Here is a 20,228-nt window from a genome sequence, read left to right as displayed (position 1 = left end):
GGAATCAAAGTCCACCACGAGAAGGCAGACCAGCACTCATGCAGATCCTCAAAACCATCGCAGACATGCGGCAAGCCACCACTGCCGCCCGCTTGGCCTCGAACGCGCCCATCGGCCTCGTCCCCACCATGGGCGCTCTTCATGAGGGCCATCTCTCGCTCGTCCGCGCCGCCAGCCAGCAGTGCGGCACCGTCGTCGTCTCCATCTTCGTCAATCCCACCCAGTTCGCACCCGGTGAGGATCTCGACCGCTACCCCCGCACCCTCGAAGCCGACCTCGCCCTCCTCGAGCAGGAAGGCGTAGATCTCGTCTTCGTCCCCTCCGCCCGGGAGATGTACCCCAACGGCATCGCCGCCACCATCGTCTCCACCCACGTTGAAGTTCCTGAGATCAGCGACCGCCTCGACGGTCTCTCCCGCCCCGGCCACTTCCGCGCCGTCGCCACCGTCGTCGCCAAGCTCTTCCACATCGTCGGCCCGGACCTCGCCTTCTTCGGCGCCAAGGATGCCGTACAGGTCGCCGTCCTCCGCGCCATGGTCCGTGACCTCGACTTCCCCCTCCGCATCGTCGTCTGCCCCACCGTCCGCGATGCCGACGGCCTCGCCCTCAGCTCCCGCAACAGCTTCCTCACCCCCCAGGAGCGCACCCACGCCCTCACCCTCTCACGCGCGCTTGAGACCGCACGCCTCATCGCCAGCCACGGCAGCCCCACCGCGGAAGCTCTGCGTGAAGCCATGCTCAGCCTCCTCCATGGAGACCTCGGCGTCCGCGTCGACTACGCCGAAGTCGTCCACCCCGACACCCTAGAACCCTTGGCCCACATCCGCGACGGAGCGCTCCTCGCCGTAGCCGCATGGGTCGGCGAAACCCGCCTCATCGACAACCTCCTCCTCAGCCCGCCCACCTTACCCTCCCCACCGACACTCAAGCCAGCACGCACGGAAGCCCACGCATGAAGATCCTCCTCGGCGTCTCCGGAGGCATAGCGGCTTATAAAGCTGCGGAGCTCGTCCGCACCCTCCAGCAGGCGGGTGTGGACGTGCAGGTCGCCATGACCGCCTCCGCCGAGCGCTTCATCACGCCCCTCACCTTCGCCGCCCTCACCGGCCACCCCGTCCTCACCTCTCTCTGGCAGCCCACGGACGCGCCCTCAGAATCCTTCGAAATCGAACACATCTCCGCCGTCCAGCACATCGACGCCTTCGTCATAGCCCCCGCCACCGCCAACCTCATGGCAAAGTTCGCCCACGGCCTCGCAGACGACTTCCTCACCACGGCCTACCTCGCCAACACCGCACCCGTCCTGCTCGCCCCCGCGATGAACGTCAACATGTGGAATCACCCCGCCACCCGGGCCAACCTCCGCACCCTCAAGGAACGCGGCACTACCATCGTCGAACCCGTCGCAGGTTACCTGGCCTGCGGCATGACCGGCAGCGGCCGCCTCGCCTCGGTCGAAACCATCGCCACCGAGGTCCTCAACCTCCTCCACCCACGTCATGACCTGGCCGGCGAGACCATCCTCATTACCGCCGGCGGCACCCGTGAGCCGCTTGACCCCGTCCGCTTCCTCGGCAACCGCTCCAGCGGCAAGATGGGCCACGCCCTCGCCGAGTCCGCCGCGGCCCGTGGCGCAAAGGTCATCCTCGTCACCGCCTCGCCGCTTCCCGCCCCGCAATCCGCAACCCTAATCCGTGTCGACACCGCCCACGAAATGCAATCCGCAGTCCTCGCCCAACTCCCCCAAGCCACGATCGTCATCGCAGCAGCAGCCGTAGCCGACTTCCGCCTCCGCGAAGTCGCCCTCAATAAGCTCCGCCGCAACGGCCCGTTGACCATCGAGCTTGAGCCGACGGAAGATATCGTCGCCCACGTCGTCGCCAATCGCCGCCCCGGTACCCTGGTCATCGCCTTCGCCGCCGAGACCGAGTCCCTCGAAGAAAACGCCCGCGCCAAGCTCCAACGCAAGGGTGCAGACGCCATCGTCGCCAACGACGTCTCTCTCCCCGGCCTCGGCTTCGACTCCGACTCCAACGCCGGTCTCTTCCTCACCGGCACCCAAACCATCTCCCTCGAACCGGCCTCCAAGCAAGTCTTCGCCGGCCGCATCCTCGATCACGCAATCGCCCTTAGAGCGCAAACCGTCTTCAGGACAGAAAAGGAGCTGAGCCGCACCTAGCCACCGAGACGCACGTAGCACAGACACGTTCCCGCATCAATTCACCGAAAAGGCACTCCCCTCCTCGCTCCCTTGCCGCTAACATGGTGTCATCCACCATGTACTGGCCCCAGTTCGCTCCCGATGTAGCCATTCAAGGCCCGTCGGCCTTGATAATTCGCAGCGAGCACTCTGCCCCAGGCGATACCCGCCTCTGCCGACTCCTGACCTTCGTCGCACTCCTCGCGTTCCTGCTCGCAACTCCATCCCGTCCGGCTGCCGCCCAGCAGAGCTCTTTTCTCAGCTCCCAGAACCTGGAACGCATCGCGGACCTGGAGTTCGACACCCTCAACACCAAGGATGGCCTCCCCCACCAGTCCATCTATAGCTTCACCCAGGACACCGCCGGCTACATCTGGATCGCAACCTACGGCGGCCTGTCGCGCTTTGACGGCTATCAGCTCCGCTCCTACACCCACGACCCCGCCCAACCCACATCCCTCCGCGACAACAACGTCCGCGTCCTCCTCCCCGCGCCCAACGGCGATCTCTGGATCGGCTCCGATGCCGACGGCGTCTTCTACTACCGGGCCTCGACCGATAGCTTTGAAGACCTCCCGGACGCTCCCGCAGCCCTCAAAGGCCTCCGCGTGTATTGCCTTATCTCGGATGGCCACGGCGGCATCTGGGCCGGAGGCCAGTTCGGCCTCTTCCACTTCAACCCCAACGCCACCAACGCGGCGGAACGCTACGAGACCTTCCCCTCCTTCGCCCCCGGCTCCACCTCCTCATTCACCCTCAAGCGCGTCTTCTCCCTCTTTCTCGACTCCCACGGTGCCCTCTGGGTCGGAGGCGATCCCGGCGTCGTCATGCGCCCCGCCGGCTCCTCCACCTTCCAGCCCATCCTCGGTATAGACGGGGAGCACGAGATCGGCCCCCGCCCCTACGTCTGGTCCTTTCTGGAAGACCATTCCGGTCGCCTCTGGGTAGGCTGCGACCACGTCGGCATCGCCATCTACGACTCCCAGTCCCACTCCCTGCGCGGGGTCCCGGGCCTCAGCGGTGCCATCTCGGAGATCGGGGAACACACCGTTCGCGGCCTCATCGAGCCCAGCCCCGGAGAGATCTGGATCGCAACCTACGGCGGCGGCCTCGTCACGTACGACACCCAGGACGGCTTTATCCGCTCCTTCGTCAAGAACTCACCCTCCCCCGCGCCGCTCCATAACAACTTCATGCGCGGCATCTTCAAGGACAGCTCTGGCGTCGTCTGGATGGGTACCGACAATGGTTTAGCCCGCATCAATGATGCCGCCGGCGGCATCTTCCAGATCCATCCCTCTCTCCTCCACCCCACCCGATTCTCCGGCACCGACGTCCGCAGCGTCGGCGTCGTCAACGGCCAGGTCTGGGTAGGCTTTGACCAGGGTGAATTCGGCCCCGTGGACCAGGACGCCCACGTCCTCAAGATCGAGCCCGCCCCCGGCCTGCCGCCTAGCCTCATCACCCGCCGCGAGATCCTTGCCATCAAGGCCACAGCCCCCGACACCGTCTACGTCGGGGGCACCGGCCTCTTCCGCGTCGACCTCAAATCCCATACCTACCGCCCCAGCCTCGATCCCCTCATCGACCAGGAGATCGTCGGCTCCCTCTGTCCCGACGGCAACACCCTCTGGGCCGGAACCTACAACGGTCTCTACGCCCTCGACCTCACCACCGGCCATAGCCAAATCTTCCGCCACGACCCCAGCGATCCCACCAGCATCTCCGAAAACGACGTCCGCGACCTCCTCCTCACTCGCGATGGCCGCCTCTGGATCAGCACCCGCGCCGGCCTCGATCTCCGTGACCCCGCCACCGGCCGCTTCCGCTCCTTCCGCCACCTCCCCGGCAACCCCGCCACCCTCCCCGGCGACAACGTTCGCGCCCTCGTTGAAGACTCCCACGGCCGTCTCTGGATCGCCACCACCGGCAATGGCCTCGCCGTCCTCAACCACTGGAGCCCCGCCGGAACCCCCATCTTCCACACCCTTGACACCTCCACGGGCCTCCTCTCCAACTCAGTGCTCACCGTCACCCTCGGCCTCGACGGACGCATCTGGGCCAACACCTCCGCCGGCCTCAGCGTCATCGACCCCAACACCCTCACCGTCCAGACCTACACCGCAGGCGACGGCCTCCGCAGCACCTCCGAGAAGCTCTTCGGCTCCGTCACCCTCCCCGACGGAACCCTCCTCTTCCGCAGCGCCGACGGCCTCCTCGCCGTACAGCCCAGCCATCTTGAGCAGCGCACCTACCGCGCTCCACTCGTCATGACCGCCTTCACCACGGCAGACTCCCACCAGTCCCCCTTCATCCTCGCCTGGCAGTCCATGCACGGCGCCGTCTCGCTCGATCCACGCAAGCGCGGCTTTGAGGCGGACGTCGCACTCCTCGACTACACCGGCCCTGAAAGCACCCGATACTCTTATCGCCTCCAGGGCCTGGAAAACGACGGCCTCCCAAACTCCAGCGCGTCCGACACCAACAACCAGATCTGGACCGAGCTCCCACCCGGCCTCCATACCATCACCTTCTCCGCTCTCCCGCCCGGCACCTTCACCCTCCTCGTCCGAGCCGTCAGCCGCTCTGGCCAGGGGCCCCTCGTCGAATCAGCCTTCACCATCAACGCACCCCGCGCCTGGACCGAGACCCTCCCTTTCCGTCTCCTCCTCGTCCTCCTCACCCTCGGCATCATCTACGTCTTCATCAGGCTCCGCACCCGTGTCCTGGACCACCGTCGCGAGCACCTGGAGCAGGAGATCGAACTCCGCACCCTGGAGCTCAGCGAAAAAAGCCGTCAGCTCGAGCTCGCCAACCTCAAACTCGGCCAGCTCGCCATTCGTGACTCCCTCACCAACCTCTACAATCGCCGCCACTTCCTGGACCTCGCAGAAGCCGAATACCTACGCTCCCGCCGTTCTCAACGAACCTTCTCCCTCCTTCTCATGGACATCGACCACTTCAAGCTCGTCAACGACACCTGGGGCCACTTCACCGGGGACGCCGTGATCCAGATGGTCGCCGACCGCATCTCCTCCTCCCTCCGCGCCACCGATACCGCCGCCCGCTTCGGCGGCGAAGAGTACATCGTCCTGCTCCCAGAAACCTCCAGCCCCCAGGCCATCCAGCTCGCAGAGCGCATCCGCGAAGCCGTCGCCGCCTCACCCCTTCAGACCACCGCACAGGACATCGCCATCACCCTCAGCATCGGCTGCGCTGAGTTCGATCCCAACGCCACCCTCACCCAGCTTCTCGAGCGCGCCGACAAGGCCCTCTACGCCGCCAAGAACGCCGGTAGAAACCGCATCGAAGCCGACGACGCCACCCGCCGCAACGAATCCAAACCTTAGTCACCCCCACGAATGGTGTATTCCAAACAAAACACCCGCAGCTTCAAATGGTCTAAAGCTTGAAGCCGGATTCCTCCTCTCCGCTTCGAAACTCAAGAGCCAGCCTGCCCAGCCGATAAGAACGAGAGAAGCTCTCACTCGCTCTTGAATCAGCTCGAGCAGGCCATAGGAAGCGTCATGATCGCAACAGCAGAACGAGCCGCAGCCAAAAGCAGCCGCAGCCAAAGCAGTTCAAATCCCGAGCAGGTCACCTTCTCCAGCATCATCGCCGCCCTCTCCTTCGCGCTCGACCTCACCGAAGGCGCACAGCCCGGCCACGCCCTCCGCACCTGCCTCATCGGCATCCGCATCGGCACAGAGATGGGTCTCTCGCAGGATCAGCTCTCAGACCTCTACTACGCCCTCCTCCTTAAGGACGCCGGCTGCTCCTCAAACGCCACCCGCCTCTACCAGATCGTCGGCGGCGACGAGATCCGCGCCAAGGCCTTCACCAAGACCAATGACTGGACCCGCTTCGAGTGGAAGCAGATCCAGTTCCTCCTCCGCCACGTCCACGCCCAGGACAAGATCGCCAACCGCTTCAAGGCCATCGGCGACATGATCAAGAAATCCAGCCAGAACGCCGAAATCCTCTTCCGCCTCCGCTGCAATCAAGGCGCACAGGTCGTCCGCGATCTCGGCCTCGGCCAGGGCACCGCCGACGCCGTCTACAATCTGGACGAGCACTGGAACGGCCTCGGCTACCCCGACCGCCTCTCCGGCGACGCCATCCCGCTCCTCGCCCGCATCGTCAGCATCTCCCAGACCCTTGAGGTCTTCCACCAGCAGTACGGCCCCGCCGCCGCGCTCGACTGCATCCAGCGCCGCAGCGGCCGCTGGTTCGACCCCCTCGTCGTCCGCGCCGCTGTCTCCCTCATGCGCCGCAACGCTCTTTTCGTCGATATCGACAGCCCCGTCCTCAAGCACTACGTCGCCTCGCTCGAGCCCAGCCTCCGCTCCCTCCCCGCCGACCCCCAGACCATCGACAGCATCTGCGTCGCCTTCGCCGGAGTCGTCGACGCCAAATCCCACAGCACCTACATGCACTCCACCGAGGTCGCACGCATCGCCGTCGAGCTCGGCGCCTACCTCGGCCTCAACGACTCCGAGCTTGTCACCCTCCGCCGCGCCGGTCTCCTCCACGACATCGGCAAGCTCAGCGTCCCCAACTCCATCCTCGACAAGCCCGGCAAGCTCGACGCCTCAGAGTGGGCCTGCGTCAAGATGCACCCCCACTACACCTACGAAATCCTCTCCCGCATCCCCACCTTCGGCGAGATCGCCAACATCTCCGCCTCCCACCACGAGAAACTCGATGGCTCCGGCTACTACCGCGGCCTCATGGCCGACGACCTCTGTTACATGTCCCGCATCCTCACCGTAGCCGACATGTTCGAAGCCCTCTCCGCCAATCGCCCCTACCGCGGCCCCATGTCCAAAGCCGACGTCCTCAACATCCTCCGCAAAGACGTCCCCCACGCCATAGACCCCACCGTCTTCGCCGCCCTCGAATCCATCATCGAAATAAACAACCTCAAAGTAGCCTGAACCCTTCCCCTGCAAGGAAAAATCGCGTCATCCTGAGCGAAGTCGGTCGCGCACCTGCGACTGACGAATCGAAGACCCCGATAGACCAGGCCACTGCGCGATCCTCAGGAAGTTCCAACCACAGGTTCGCTTGACCGGGACAATCACTCGTCGTCCAACCTGGCTTATTCAAAACCAGCGCGAATCTCCCTGACGCCACGTCCCAGTCGGTTCCGCAACAGCGTTCGCAACGTGGCGCCATCGGCGTAGCCCACCTCTGCCGCGATGGCCTCCACGTCGTGTCCCTCGCCATGAAGAAGAGATTGAGCATGCTCCACACGCAGATCCTGGAAATACGCCAGGGGAGACTTCCCAAGGATGGCATCACAACGCCGTTGCAGGGTGCGGGCACTGGTAGCCAGTGCCTTTGAGGCATTCTGCAGGGAGAAGCCGTCCTTTAGATTTTGCCGGGCCCAGCGTTCAAAACTCCGGATCATCGGATCGGCCTGAGCCAGGTGATTCGGGATGATAAAGGGGGCCTGCGAAGAGCGCAGGTCGGCCGTCAGGTAACGAGAGACGGTGTGTGCGAGCTCTGGGCTCGCCTGTCGGATGATCCAGAGCGCAAGATCGAGGTGTCCCATGGCCGAACCAGCGGTGACTCCGATGTCGCAGGGGACCACCATGCGAGAGTCATCGAGCTGAACATGCGGGAAGCGTTGCCGAAAAAAGGGCGCAAGCGACCACGTCGTAGTGGCCTCCTGCCGATCAAGAAGGCCGGTCTCCGCAAGCACGAACGTACCCATACAAGCTGCACCGATCCGACTCCCTTTGGCACTCCATTTCAGCAGATGAGATTGCGCCTCCCGCACGTCCGGCCGCTCCAGCTTCGCGAATAACTCTGCCGGGCTGCCGGCGATGACGGCAGGGACAATCACCCAGTCCGGCTTGGAAGCAGGCTTAATCGCCTGAATCGGTACGGTCAGACCCTGCGCCGTTCGCACTTTGCGGCGAACACCAGCCGTCGTCACATCGAAACGTGGCGTTCCCCCAAAGAGCTGCGCGGAGAGGGAAGTTGCCGTCGCGAATGCATCAAGGATGACGGAGAGCCCTGTGTCGAAGACTCCTTCGAGAGCCAGAACGATAATTTGCATGGCGTAAATGACCTCAAAATTGACGTTAGCGACAATACCATTCTAGCGCCCCGAGGGCTAACTTTGAGATCGGGGTTAGAGATATTCAGCCTCGCAGACAGAGCATCACAATATATTCCGCAACATATTTCCAGGAGAACTGACATGAGCGCTATCGACACGATGCTGACACGCAACAAAGATTTTGCTGCACACGAGAAGTCCGCAGGCACCCTGATGCCTTCACTGCCGGAGGCGATGCCAAACGTCAAGGCACTCGTCATTACCTGCGCCGATATGCGTGTGGACCCCGCTCATGTTCTTGGGGTTGAATCGGGCGAGGCGATCGTACTGCGCAACATCGGCGGCCGCATCACTCCAGGCCTGGTGGAGCAGATTGGTCTCCTTGGACGCATCGGTCAGGTCGCCGGAGCGGCTCCCGCCGGCGGAGGCGAGTTTCATATCGTCATCCTCCAGCACACGGACTGCGGCATCACCCGGCTCGCCGGCGACCCCGCACTTCTGGCGCACTTCTTCCAGATTCAGGAAAGTGAAGTCGCTTCGAAGACGGTTCTTGATCCTCATAACGCGGTTGCTATGGATGTTGCATCGCTCCGTGCGATTACGGCTCTGCCTGCTTCGTGGATGATCTCCGGCCTCGTCTATGACGTGGCGACCGGTCTCGTGGAAGTCGTCATTCCACCCGCACCGTTGCGCGCGGCATAGCGTAAGGCGCACACGCAAGCGATAGTGTCTGCGTGTGCGCTGCCTCTCCCACCTGCCCTAGACCACTCGCAACCCCGAACAAAACTCCCCCGCCACCCCCGCCACATAATCCAGCATCTCCCGCGTCAGCCCCGGAAAAACCCCCAGCCAGAACACCCGATCCATCACATAATCCGTGTTCTTCATATCCCCCACCACCCTGCACTCGATCCCCTGGTAAGCCGGCTGCCGCAGCAGATTCCCCGCAAACATCAGCCGAGTCCCAATCTTCTTCGCCTCGAAGTGCCGCGTAAGCTGATCCCGGGTAAACGGCGCACCCGGCTTCACCGCAATCGGAAACCCGAACCAGCTCGGATCGGCCCCGTCCCCCGCCACCGGCAGCACCAGCACATCCTGCAGCGACTCCAGGGCCTTCCAAAGATAAGCGAAGTTCTCCTTCCGCCGCTCGATAAACCCCGGCAGCTTCGCAATCTGCGAGACCCCCAGCGCCGCCTGCATATCAGTCGCCTTCAGGTTGTACCCAATGTGGCTGTACGTGTACTTATGGTCATACCCGCAGGGCAGCGTCCCCAACTCCCACTCGAACCGCTTGCCGCAGGTGTTATCTACCCCCGGCTCACACCAGCAATCCCGCCCCCAGTCTCGGAAGCTGTCGATCAGCACCTGCAGCGCCGGCTTATCCGTCAGCACCGCCCCACCCTCGCCCATCGTGATGTGGTGCGCCGGATAAAAGCTTACCGTCGCAATATCCCCAAACGTCCCCACCTTCCTGCCCTTGTAAGTCGACCCCAGCGCATCGCAGCAGTCTTCAATCAGCCACAGATTATGTTCCTTGCAGAACGCCGTAATCGCATCCAGGTTGAACACATTCCCCAGCGTATGCGCGATCATCACCGCCTTCACCTTCGGGCTATACGCCTCCTCCAGCAGCGAACAGTCGATCTCGAACGTAGGCAGTGTCACATCCACAAACACCGGCACCAGCCGGTTCTGAATGATCGGATTGACCGTCGTAGGAAACCCCGCCGCGACCGTAATCACCTCATCCCCCGGCCGCAACTGCCGATCACCCAGCTTCGGAGAGGTCAAAGCGCTCAGCGCCACCAGGTTCGCACTGGACCCCGAGTTCACCAGACTAGCCGACCGCACCCCAAAGAACCGTGCCAGCTTCCTCTCAAACTCCTTCGCCCACCGCCCAGTCGTGAACCACCCATCGAGCGCCGCCTCCACCACGGCCCCCATGTCATCCGCCCCAATCACCTTCCCCGAGACCTGCACCGCCGAAGCCCCAGCAACAAACTCCCGCTTCGGAAAAGCCTCGGCGTGGTACTCCGCCGTCAACTCCAGAATCTGCCGCCGCAACGCATCCGCCCGCTCACTCATAACTAAAAAGCATACCGCCCCACAGCCATCCTCCCGCCATAACCCTTCCCCTCCCGGCATCACCGTCCCCCCGCCACAATCGTCATTCTGCGCGGAGCGCAGAACCTCCGTAGTTGTAGTTCTAGCTGCACGAACTTCGGACCCGCCCGCTCTATATAGCAATCCGGTAAAAGCATTCCGACAGTCTGCAACCCACTGCACATCAACCACTTACAACTATTTTCGCCAAAAACACCAGCAAATCCTCGTGTCAAGCCCCCCGCGCCTCAAAAAACCCCACAACCACCATCGAATCAAACACATACCCTTCAAAAATAAATGGCGTATTCACCCTACCGACCTTGGTAAAATAAAAGCATAAGCAAAACATCAGGACGAACCACCGTCGTGACCAATCAGTTAATAACCAAGCAGATGTCGACCTCTAACCCACCTGAAATGAAGACTTTGGACCAAATGAGGGGGGAGGGGGGTACCTCATACCCGCACACGTTATTCTGTCACTCATGAAAGCTGTCATCCTCGCCGGTGGTCTAGGCACCCGCATCGCGGAAGAGACCGGCGTACGCCCCAAGCCGATGGTCGAAATCGGCGGACGCCCCATCCTCTGGCACATCCTCAAGCTCTATAGCCAGCACGGAATCGACGACTTCATCATCTGCTGCGGCTACAAGGGCTACATGATCAAGGAGTACTTCGCCAACTACTTCCTCCACACCTCGGACGTCACCTTCGACATGCGGGACAACAGCATGAAGGTCCACAACTCCGTCGCCGAACCCTGGCGAGTCACCCTCGTCGACACCGGAGACTCCAGCGGCACCGGCGGACGCCTCCGCCGAGTAGCCCCCTATCTCACCCCCGGCGAGACCTTCTGCATGACCTACGGCGACGGGGTAGCCGACGTCGACATCACCGCCTCCATCGCCTTCCACAAGCAACACGGAAAAACAGTGACCCTCACCAGCGTCCAGCCAAAGGCCCGCTTCGGTGCCCTCGGCCTCAAAGACACCCAGATCTACTCCTTCCAGGAGAAGCCCACCGACGAAGGCGGCTGGATCAACGGAGGCTTCTTCGTCCTCGAACCCGACGCCCTTCAGGCTGTCCACCACGACGCCCAGATGTTCGAGCGCGAGCCCATCGAGTCCCTCGTAGCCCAGGGTGAGGTCCATGCCTTCTTCCACCACGGCTTTTGGCAGGCCATGGACACCCTCCGAGACAAGCAGCAGCTCGAAGACCTCTGGTCCACCGGGAAGGCCCCATGGAAGACCTGGTAAGCACCTGGAGGGGCCGCCGGGTCTTCCTAACCGGCCACACCGGCTTCAAGGGCGGCTGGCTCGCCCTCTGGCTCTCCGCCCTGGGAGCCAACGTCCGAGGCTACGCCCTGGATCCTGAAGGCTCGCCCAACCTCTTCGACACCCTCCGCCTCGGCGAGCGCATCGAGGACATCCGCGGAGACATCCGCAACCCGGCCACGCTGGAACCAGCCCTCCGAGACTTCGCCCCAGAGGTCGTCTTCCACCTGGCCGCACAGCCCCTCGTCCGCGCCTCCTACGCCGACCCCATCGGCACCTACGAGACCAACGTCCTCGGCACCGCACGCGTGCTCGACGCCGTCCGCCGCACCCCCTCCGTCCGCGCCATAGTCTCCGTCACCACCGACAAGGTCTACGAGAACCGCGAGACCCTAACCCCCTACCGCGAGTCCGACCCCCTCGGCGGCTACGACCCATACTCCAGCTCCAAGGCTTGTGCGGAGATCGTTACTGCTGCGTATCGGCAGTCGTATGGGGTGCCGGTTGTTACTGCGCGGGCGGGGAATGTGATCGGTGGGGGGGACTGGTCGTCGGACCGGCTACTGCCCGACCTGGTGCGGGGCTTCCTCTCCGGGCTGCCTGTACCCATCCGGCACCCCCATGCCATCCGCCCCTGGCAGCATGTGCTGGACCCGCTCCACGGCTATCTTCTGCTCGTGGAACAACTGCTAGCAGGCGAGCCTAAGTCCTTTGCCTACAACTTCGGACCTTCTGAAACGGACGCTCGGCCTGTGTCCTGGATCGCCGATCACATGACCGCGAGCTGGGGTGCAGGAGCCTCCTGGAGGCTCGATGGAGCGCCCTCCGTGCATGAGGCGGGGTACCTGAAACTGGACGCTTCCAAGGCTCATGAGGAGTTGAATTGGAAGCCTCGGCTGGGCCTTCCGACCGCTCTCGACTGGCTCATTTCCTGGTACCGGGCGCATGCTGCCGGGGAGGAGATGCAGGCCTTTACCCTCGCGCAAATCCATTCTTATGAGGGTCTTAGCGGGTTAAGCTCGCGAAGCTGATCCACGACACTTCACTACCACAAATCACCACAACGTCACCACGTTTTGCGCTGCATTGCACGAAAGCGGCAGATGAGGCGCGGGAACACCTGATCGGTGGGGCTTACGGCTAAATGTGAGCAATAGTGACCATCTTTCGCGAAGCAAATGTGCGATCCTCCAATGACCCAAATGATCTCGGGTTTGCATTCCGGGCATCTTGCAACTGGATCAATTGAAACAAGGGTCAACATCTGAAACAAGGGTCAACATCTGAAACAAGGGTGAACATCGGGAACTGATTCTGCGACTGAACAAGACGGCTATTCAAACCACTCCCTGAGGTCTTTCGTGGAAGAGAGTGCCAAGAGCTTTCGATTGCGAAATAGCTGGATTCCTGTCGATGAAAGTGCCTTTGAGCAGGAAGTCATTCATACGCCCGGTCTAGTCCAGCCGTTTGGGGTGCTGCTTGCGTGCCGCCGTTCCGACCTGAGGATCGTCCACGTCAGCGCAAACTGCGATTGGATTCTGGGTCGTGAGCCACGCGAAGTCCTTCAGATGACCCTTCCCGCGTTGTTTGGCCAGGAGCAGTCCGATGAAGTGACTCGGGCGCTTTCCGAACCCGGTCATCGCTCCGCCAGCCGTCTTTCCATTGGGAAGCTTCGCCCGGGAGGACTGGAAAACCATGTCGTTGCCCATACGATCGACGCCGACCTGATTTGTATTGAGCTGGAACCGTCGCTGCCGGGTCATCGCTGGGACCTGCTCTCGAAGCGCCTGGAATCGATTGTGGAGGCCTTGCAGAAGACCGGATCGCAACAGGACCTGTGCGATGCGGCCGCCAAGGAGATGCGTGCGCTGACGGGACACGATCACGTCATGATCTACAAGTTTCATCCCGATCACCATGGGGAGGTGATTGCGGAGGATAAGATCGCCGAGCTCTCTCCCAATATCAACCTGCACTTTCCCGCCAGCGACATACCGCAGCAGGCGCGGGCGTTATACCTTCTGCAGCGCACGAGACTGATTGCGGATGTGGACTACGTTCCTGTTCCGCTGGTGAGCCTGAAACATGCCTCTGTGCCTTGCGCGCTGGATATGACGTACAGCAGCTTGCGCAGCGTGTCTCCGATGCATCTGCAATATCTCCGAAACATGAAGGTGGGGGCGAGTTTTTCAATCTCCCTGGTGCATGAGCAGAAGCTGTGGGGGCTGATCATCTGTCAGCATCGGACGCCGCTGCTGGTCCCACCGGAGGTTCGATCTCTTTGCGACCTTCTGGGCCAGGTGATCTCCATGCTGACGGGCGTGACCCAGAACAACGAGGACTACGTTGAGCAACTGTTCAATGGCAGCAGGCTGAAGGAGCTGGAGTCTGTGCTGGCAGGGCCGTGCGTTATCTCCGAGATGCTGGTCGAGCATGCCGATCTCTTCCTGGGATCAGTGGGAGCGTCCGGAGCGACCATCTGCATCGATGGGCAACTGCGGAGCTGTGGCACGGTGCTGCCACCGCATGAGAGGCATGCGTTGCTGGCGCTGCTGAAGGAGCATGGCGACGAGCCGATTTTTCTGAGCGAATATCTGGCCGGCATCATGCCCGCGCTGAAGATCTACAAAGATGTTGCGAGCGGCATCCTCGCGATTCCACTCGATGGGTCCTACAAGAGCTACGTGCTTTGGTACCGCCCGGAGATTACGCAGACGGTGGAATGGGGAGGAAATCCAAACGAGGCGAAGGTCCGCGACGTGGTGACAGGCCTGGTGGGTCCGCGAGAGTCCTTTGCCGCGTGGCGCGAATCGGTCTCCGGACATGCCAAGGCATGGAGCCCCCGCGAAAGAGCGATGGCGCTGGACGTTCAACGGCTCCTGAAGGCGACCGTCAGCAGGCAGGGCGATGCGGCGAAGGCGAAGCTCAGCCTTGTGGATGTACTGACTCTGCTCCCGAACCGCCGCGTTCTTCTCGATCGCCTGAGCCGGCTCCAGGAAGACGGGGTTCTAGAGCACGCTTCCCTGCTCTTTGTGACGTGGACCGATTCAAGAGCGTGAATGACGTGTTTGGCCACCTGGTGGGGGATGAGTTGATCATCCAGGTTGGCGTCAGGATCAGCTCTGCGGTGGGGGGTGGGCATCTGGTTGCGCGGCTGGGAGGCGATGAGTTCGTGGTGCTGTGCGAACGATCGACGGCGGAGCAGGCCTCGGTCATTGCACAGGCGATTGTGTCGTCGTTTCAGGATTCGTTCTCGCTGGAGGAGCGCGGGTTTCGATGTACGCCGAGCGTCGGAGTCGCGACGGCGTACGGGATGGAGATTGGAGCAGTGGCCGATCTGCTGAACGCGGCGGACACGGCGATGTATGAGGCGAAGCGACGTGGCGGGAACCGGTTTGTTGTGTTCGAAACGCCGCCGCCCGAAGAACTGAAACGGCAGATGCTGCTGGAGCAGGATTTGTTTCAGGCTATCGCGCGCGGGGAGATGAAGGTTCACTATCAGCCGCAGATCGCGCTGGAAGACAGCGCGCTCGTGGGCTTTGAAGCGCTGCTGCGCTGGACCCATCCGGTGCATGGGAAGATCTCTCCGGTGTAGTTTATTCCGATGGCTGAACGGGCAGGGACGATTCGGGAGTTGGGCTCGTGGGTGCTCGCGGAGTCTCTGCGTCACCTTATCTCCTGGAGACGGCATCACCCATCGCTCTTCGTTGCGGTGAACGTCTCGGTTTCAGAGCTGGCCTCAGAGTACTTTGTGCAGGGAGTTGCGAACGCACTGGCCATGGCCGAGCTTCCCGGCGATGCGCTGCACGTTGAAGTGACGGAGAGCATCCTGATGCAGTTTGCAGTGGAGGCTGAGCTGGTTGCGCTGCAGGCGCTGGGCGTTCGCGTTGCGATCGACGACTTCGGCACGGGCTATTCGTCGCTTTCTTATCTGCAGCGGCTGGCCGTCTCCGAGTTGAAGCTGGATCGAACGTTCCTTGAAGGCGTGGGGACGGACCGGCGCAAGACCCTGCTGTTCGCATCGATCGTGAACATGGCCCATGCTCTTGGGCTGACGGTCGTTGCGGAAGGGATCGAAGAGGAGGCGCAGTTCAACTGCCTTCGGGATAATGCGTGTGACAGCGCGCAGGGTTACCTAATGTCTCACCCGTCTCCGCCCGAACGGATCGACGTGATGCTGGAAGAGGATTGGAAGAACGGCAGGATTGCGCGACTGCCGGGGGTCGGGTGGAAACGAGGGGACCTTACGCAGGCCTAGTCCCTCCAGATGAGGGAGCCAGGGGGAACTCAGCGGGCCGAGAGGGATTCGACCTGATCTCCAGCTTTGGCGGGGATATCACCCGTGTAGGAGCCTGTGGCGGTTGCACCCTGGACGCTCTTGATCACTATGCGGCCGATCTCCTGGTCGCGCAGGATGTTGAGGGTGTACGTCGTGGGGTTCTTGGCGAGGCGAGTGGCATGGACCGCTAACTCCTCGCCCACTCTGACCTGCGCGGGTGAGGTCACGCGCAGGGTCACGGCCACGTCCGTTGCGCCGAGTACGACTCCCGCCATCGGAGGCTGAGCCTGCGGTGTCGTGTTGTGCTCGAGCGGGGCCAGCAAGGCGTTCATGGGCACCGCGAAGGCGCCTGCATTTGCCTCTGGATTCGAGGCCTGCTTCGCAGTGATCGACGGCGGGACGCACCCGTTTCCTTTGCCCCCGTTCTCCGCGCATACGTCCGAGCTCAGCTTCATCAGCACCTGTCCGGTGCAGGTATCGACCAGGCCCGCCCGCAGCTCGTAGGTGGGGGGGCGATAGGGATCGTCCTCTGCACCGGGCGGCAGAGGCACCGGCTGAAAGGTCCCTGCAAGCACCGCGTCTACGCCGAGTTGACGGCCGAGGCGAGCGGCTCCGGCGATGTCCGTGCGGTCAAGGCGGCGGCGGTCTCCGCGCTGCATCTGGAACTCCTGTAACTGCCCCAGACGGTTGAAGACCAGGTCCGCCACGGCGGTGCCTGCGCCGCCGCCGGTGGTGCCGATGTCGTGCGACTCCTCCCGCTCCGTGGGGTAGCGGAAGTCCAGGACGGCGATGCTGAGGGGCTGTGCCGGCCAGTCCGCGCTGCCACGATTGCACTCCGCGCCGGGGGCATCGTGCGCGATGGCGCGGGACCCGGGGGCGTTGAGCTTGACCGTGGCCGACGCGGGGACGCCTAGCGGCACGTTCGTCAATGGAGCCGCGTGCAGGGCATTGGGATTGCCGAGATTGAGCGCGTTTCCTGCTCTGCTTGGCGCAGCAGCGGGCGGAGGCGCGGGAGGTAGCGCGACTGCGGCATGAGTCACCGGAGGGACCACGGGTTTATTTTTTCCATTGCTCCGACTGGTCCGGGGGGGCGTTGTGGGGCGGACAGTCGATGGAGGTGGCGCGGATGGCAGTGCTGCGGCCGTCTCGACCGCTGGAGGGCCGGCCTTGGGGATTCCGGCCAAGAGAAGGACTACTCGGCGGAGGACCAGGTCTGCTCCGCTGGGCGAGTAGATGACTTCGACTGAATCTCCGATGTGCACGAGGTCTGCTCGGGTATCGCGGGTGAGCAAGAAGGTATGCACGACCGGCCGGGGCCTTTGGGGATCGGACGTCTGGACCTCAACGCTGCGCTGGCCGAGCGCTACGACCGTTCCAAACTCGTAGTACGAAGCGGAATCCTGAGCATGCAGAGATGCGGTCAGGGCGAGGCTCACCCCGAGGCCGATCGCAATGCCGCGTCCTGTCTTCGCTCTACCGTGCAATGTCACCAGCCCGCGCCCCGGTCGGGCATAGCTTCGAGGATACTCGACCGCGTCCACTCAGTAGACGCACCGGAAGCTGCAACGACTACCACGGAGGTGTTAGCTGCATCGAAATTGCCATGGCAGACGCGCTTGTTTTTAACCCCGGCAGCAACTCCCTTAAGTTTGAAGTGGTGCGACTTACTGATAACCAGCGGTTCGCGGGTGAGGCAACAAAACGCATCACCGCCGCTATCGAAGAGTTTGGGGATGAGGCTACTCTGAGTGTCTTCGATCCCTCTCGGCCACGACAGCTGGCCCACTCTGAGAAGGTCAAGGCTCCGGATATGAAGGCGGCGACGGACTTTGCTCTGAGGTGGCTGAAGGATCAGAAGGTCTCCGCGGATAGTCTGGCCTTCACTGCTGTCCGAGTGGTCCACGGGGGTGTCAAATACGATGGGGCCACTCGAGTTACGGACGAGGTGCTTCATGACATCGAGGCGCTCGAGGAGCTTGCGCCGCTGCACAATGAGAGCTCGCTTCAGATTCTTGGGGTTCTTGCTCAGCGGCTGCCGGACACCCCTGCTTACGTCACCTTCGACACTGCCTTCCACCGTACGCTTCCGGAGGAGGCTTGGCGCTATCCGATCGAGCGTGAGGCCGCGGACCGGCACGGGATTCGCAAGTTCGGCTTCCATGGGCTCTCCCATCGATTCATGGTGGAGCAGTATGCGCGGACCGTTGGTAAACCGTTGGGGGAGGTGTCAGTCGTCACGCTGCATCTGGAGAGCGGCTGCTCGGCTAGCGCGATCGTGAAGGGCCGCTCCGTGGACACCACCATGGGCCTCACTCCGCTGGAGGGACTCATGATGGGCTCGCGCTCCGGCAGCATCGATCCTGCCATCATTCCGTATCTCATGCACAAGGAGAAGCAGACTGTTGAAGAGGTGATGAAGCTGCTCAACAAGCGCTCCGGCATGCTTGGGATTGCGGGTGGAACGCTGGATACACGAGTGCTTGAGAAGCGCGATGACGAGGCGGCCCGGCTGGCGCTGCGCATGTTCAGCTACCGCGTTCGGCTCGCCGTGGGTGCCTACCTTGCTGCTGTCGGCGATGCCCAGGCTGTGCTCTTTGGCGGAGGGATTGGGGAGGACTCGCCGTGGCTCCGCGCGGGTGTCTGTGAGGGTCTGCGCGGCTGGGGCCTGGAACTTGATCCCGCGCTCAATCGGTCCACGGAGGGGCAAGTTGTCGTCTCTACGCCGGCCTCACGGCTCCAGGCCTGGGCGATGCCGGTGGAAGAAGGCCTGCAGATGGCGCACGAATGCCAGCTTTCTATCAAAAATGCAGGCAACTCTTAGGGAAACGTCGCAAACACGTAAGAACGGCCGCAGCTTTACGCACTTCCTACCCGCTTGCTCAGCTTCGAGGACTTTTCTAAGAGTGGTCAAACCACTCAAAATGAGAGGCTTACACATCTCCGCGAGAATGGCATGCGAGTTGCATAGCTCTAGTTACCAACTAAGAGCTGGACAATCAACTACTCTCTGGAGACTGCAAGACATGACCCCATCGACGACGCTTCGCCCGGCACGCACCCACAATTACAAGTACGCATGGATTCCTGTCCTCTTCGGGCTTGCGGTTATCTGTGGAGAATCCACCAAGGTTATGGGCGGCGCGAACACCGGTCAGTGGCTCCTGCACCTGGTCAACCTCTTCCATCACCAGGCCGACACCGCCCGCTTCGAAGAGACGAACGTGTTCCTCCGCAAGGTCGGTCACTTCTTTGGCTACGGTCTGCTGGGCGTCATGTTTGCCCGCGCCTGGACCTCCTTCCTGCGTAAGCGCGTGTTGATGACCTGGAGCGCACTGCGGGTTCGTGGTGTCGGCTGCGGCGTCATGAGCGCATGCCTCGTAGCTTGTGCGGATGAGTTCCACCAGAGCTTCCTTCCTGGCCGCACTGCCACGATCCACGACGTCGTCATCGATACGACCGGTGCGCTGCTGCTCAACACGATCGTCTTCGCCGTTGCGGCATCCCGCCGGCGCAAGCTGATCGAGGTCGTCGGCAACATGCGCCAGACCCGCCTGCAGCGTCTGCGCAGCCGATATGGGCGCGGCTTCGGTGTCGCAGCCTAGTCAATCATTCCTGAGTTATCCGCGCGGCGCAGGGGTCAACCCTGCGCCGTTTCTGTTGATCCTTCACGTTCTCCGGGGCGGCCCATGTGCCCAACTCAACTATCCTGCCGCCCGGCTCAACCATGCTCAACGTCAGCTTGCCCGTGACCGGTTTGCCTTCAACGGCTGCCGATAGGTGAAGTGCTCTGAGTCCTTGTAGAAATCGTCGTACCACTGGTCGCCCGCGCCCTGGTGATTGTTCCACCAGCCGCCCCAGGCCTCCTCATCGCTGCGGTGCATGGTGTCGTTGCAGGGCTCGAACCAGGCCTGCGCGGCGCTCCCGGGTGGCGGGCTGAAGCCGTCGTTCAACACTACGGAGCGGGATGGGTCTTCCTCATGCATGATCTCCAACGGGACGAAGGTGCTGGGTTCTTCAGGTCTGCGCCGACGTCATTCTGCAGCGTGTACTGGATCAGCTGCACTCCGCTCCCAGAAACCGCCTGCGATTCATGCATCCAGTCCAGGGCACGCGCAAAGATGTCGAGATACTCGTCTGATGAAAGTCATTCGTGGCGGACTTGCCGTAAGACTTGGACATAGAGCAGGATGCCTTAGGCAGGACAGTGGCGTTGCTTGACCGAAGACCGTGATCGTGAGAACTTAGATTAATTCAATGGCCTTCCCCAAAACAATTGCGCCCTTCTGTTGTTGTATGACA

General features: G+C 62.4%; 14 protein-coding genes and 1 pseudogene. 11 read left to right on the top strand and 4 right to left on the bottom strand.

The window, feature by feature from the left end; all coding sequences use genetic code 11:
• Nucleotides 1-38: 38 nt before the first annotated feature.
• From panC to ACIX9_RS00790, 4 genes are all read left to right on the top strand, one after another.
• Entirely contained in the window at nucleotides 39-956 is a 918-nt protein-coding gene (panC, locus tag ACIX9_RS00805; protein ID WP_013578566.1) for a pantoate--beta-alanine ligase, read from the top strand.
• Complete coding sequence (coaBC, locus tag ACIX9_RS00800) at nucleotides 953-2,179, top strand: bifunctional phosphopantothenoylcysteine decarboxylase/phosphopantothenate--cysteine ligase CoaBC (protein ID WP_013578565.1); 1,227 nt, start codon at nucleotides 953-955, stop codon at nucleotides 2,177-2,179. Before panC ends, coaBC begins: the two co-directional genes overlap by 4 nt.
• 98 nt (nucleotides 2,180-2,277) lie before the next feature.
• A complete protein-coding gene (locus tag ACIX9_RS00795; protein ID WP_198152128.1) occupies nucleotides 2,278-5,550 on the top strand; it encodes a ligand-binding sensor domain-containing diguanylate cyclase in 3,273 nt (1,090 codons plus the stop codon).
• 177 nt (nucleotides 5,551-5,727) lie between these two features.
• Entirely contained in the window at nucleotides 5,728-7,137 is a 1,410-nt protein-coding gene (locus ACIX9_RS00790; RefSeq protein ID WP_013578563.1) for an HD-GYP domain-containing protein, read from the top strand.
• 164 nt (nucleotides 7,138-7,301) lie between these two features.
• On the opposite strand, the gene ACIX9_RS00785 is transcribed toward ACIX9_RS00790, so the two are convergent.
• Entirely contained in the window at nucleotides 7,302-8,267 is a 966-nt protein-coding gene (locus tag ACIX9_RS00785) for a GlxA family transcriptional regulator (RefSeq protein ID WP_013578562.1), read from the bottom strand.
• 144 nt (nucleotides 8,268-8,411) lie between these two features.
• Between ACIX9_RS00785 and ACIX9_RS00780 the strand changes: the two genes are divergently transcribed.
• Nucleotides 8,412-8,972, top strand: coding sequence for a carbonic anhydrase (locus tag ACIX9_RS00780; protein ID WP_013578561.1), 561 nt, complete (start codon nucleotides 8,412-8,414; stop codon nucleotides 8,970-8,972).
• 57 nt (nucleotides 8,973-9,029) lie between these two features.
• On the opposite strand, the gene rfbH is transcribed toward ACIX9_RS00780, so the two are convergent.
• Nucleotides 9,030-10,355 carry a lipopolysaccharide biosynthesis protein RfbH gene (gene rfbH, locus ACIX9_RS00775; RefSeq protein ID WP_041596866.1) on the bottom strand — a complete coding sequence of 442 codons (1,326 nt, stop codon included), beginning with the start codon at nucleotides 10,353-10,355 and terminating at the stop codon, nucleotides 9,030-9,032.
• A gap of 506 nt (nucleotides 10,356-10,861) precedes the next feature.
• Between rfbH and rfbF the strand changes: the two genes are divergently transcribed.
• From rfbF to ACIX9_RS26650, 4 genes and pseudogenes are all read left to right on the top strand, one after another.
• Nucleotides 10,862-11,632: a glucose-1-phosphate cytidylyltransferase gene (rfbF, locus tag ACIX9_RS00770; RefSeq protein WP_013578559.1), complete on the top strand. Its 771-nt coding sequence runs from the start codon at nucleotides 10,862-10,864 to the stop codon at nucleotides 11,630-11,632.
• Nucleotides 11,617-12,681 (top strand): CDP-glucose 4,6-dehydratase, encoded by a 1,065-nt coding sequence (gene rfbG / locus ACIX9_RS00765; protein WP_013578558.1) that lies wholly within the window; start codon nucleotides 11,617-11,619, stop codon nucleotides 12,679-12,681. The genes rfbF and rfbG overlap by 16 nt, the downstream gene beginning before the upstream one ends.
• A 357-nt stretch (nucleotides 12,682-13,038) precedes the next feature.
• Entirely contained in the window at nucleotides 13,039-14,709 is a 1,671-nt protein-coding gene (locus tag ACIX9_RS23355) for a GAF domain-containing protein (protein ID WP_157477184.1), read from the top strand.
• A pseudogene (locus tag ACIX9_RS26650) lies at nucleotides 14,688-15,908 on the top strand (putative bifunctional diguanylate cyclase/phosphodiesterase). Before ACIX9_RS23355 ends, ACIX9_RS26650 begins: the two are co-directional and overlap by 22 nt.
• A 29-nt stretch (nucleotides 15,909-15,937) precedes the next feature.
• On the opposite strand, the gene ACIX9_RS00750 reads toward ACIX9_RS26650, so the two are convergent.
• Nucleotides 15,938-17,419 (bottom strand): hypothetical protein, encoded by a 1,482-nt coding sequence (locus ACIX9_RS00750; protein WP_157477182.1) that lies wholly within the window; start codon nucleotides 17,417-17,419, stop codon nucleotides 15,938-15,940.
• Between the two features lie 113 nt (nucleotides 17,420-17,532).
• Here ACIX9_RS00750 and ACIX9_RS00745 point away from each other — a divergent pair, with 113 nt between their 5' ends.
• Both ACIX9_RS00745 and ACIX9_RS00740 read left to right on the top strand, forming a co-directional pair.
• On the top strand, nucleotides 17,533-18,750 hold the full coding sequence (locus ACIX9_RS00745; protein WP_013578555.1) for an acetate/propionate family kinase: 1,218 nt from the start codon (nucleotides 17,533-17,535) through the stop codon (nucleotides 18,748-18,750).
• 202 nt (nucleotides 18,751-18,952) lie between these two features.
• Nucleotides 18,953-19,531, top strand: coding sequence for a VanZ family protein (locus ACIX9_RS00740; protein ID WP_013578554.1), 579 nt, complete (start codon nucleotides 18,953-18,955; stop codon nucleotides 19,529-19,531).
• 132 nt (nucleotides 19,532-19,663) lie between these two features.
• Here ACIX9_RS00740 and ACIX9_RS00735 read toward each other — a convergent pair whose 3' ends face one another.
• Complete coding sequence (locus tag ACIX9_RS00735; protein WP_013578553.1) at nucleotides 19,664-19,912, bottom strand: hypothetical protein; 249 nt, start codon at nucleotides 19,910-19,912, stop codon at nucleotides 19,664-19,666.
• Nucleotides 19,913-20,228 lie beyond the last annotated feature (316 nt).

Origin of the sequence: Granulicella tundricola MP5ACTX9 (assembly GCF_000178975.2) — a bacterium.
GTDB lineage: Bacteria > Acidobacteriota > Terriglobia > Terriglobales > Acidobacteriaceae > Edaphobacter > Edaphobacter tundricola.
The sequence above is the reverse complement of the archived record's forward strand: the minus strand, read 5'-3'. Positions and strand labels throughout refer to the sequence as shown.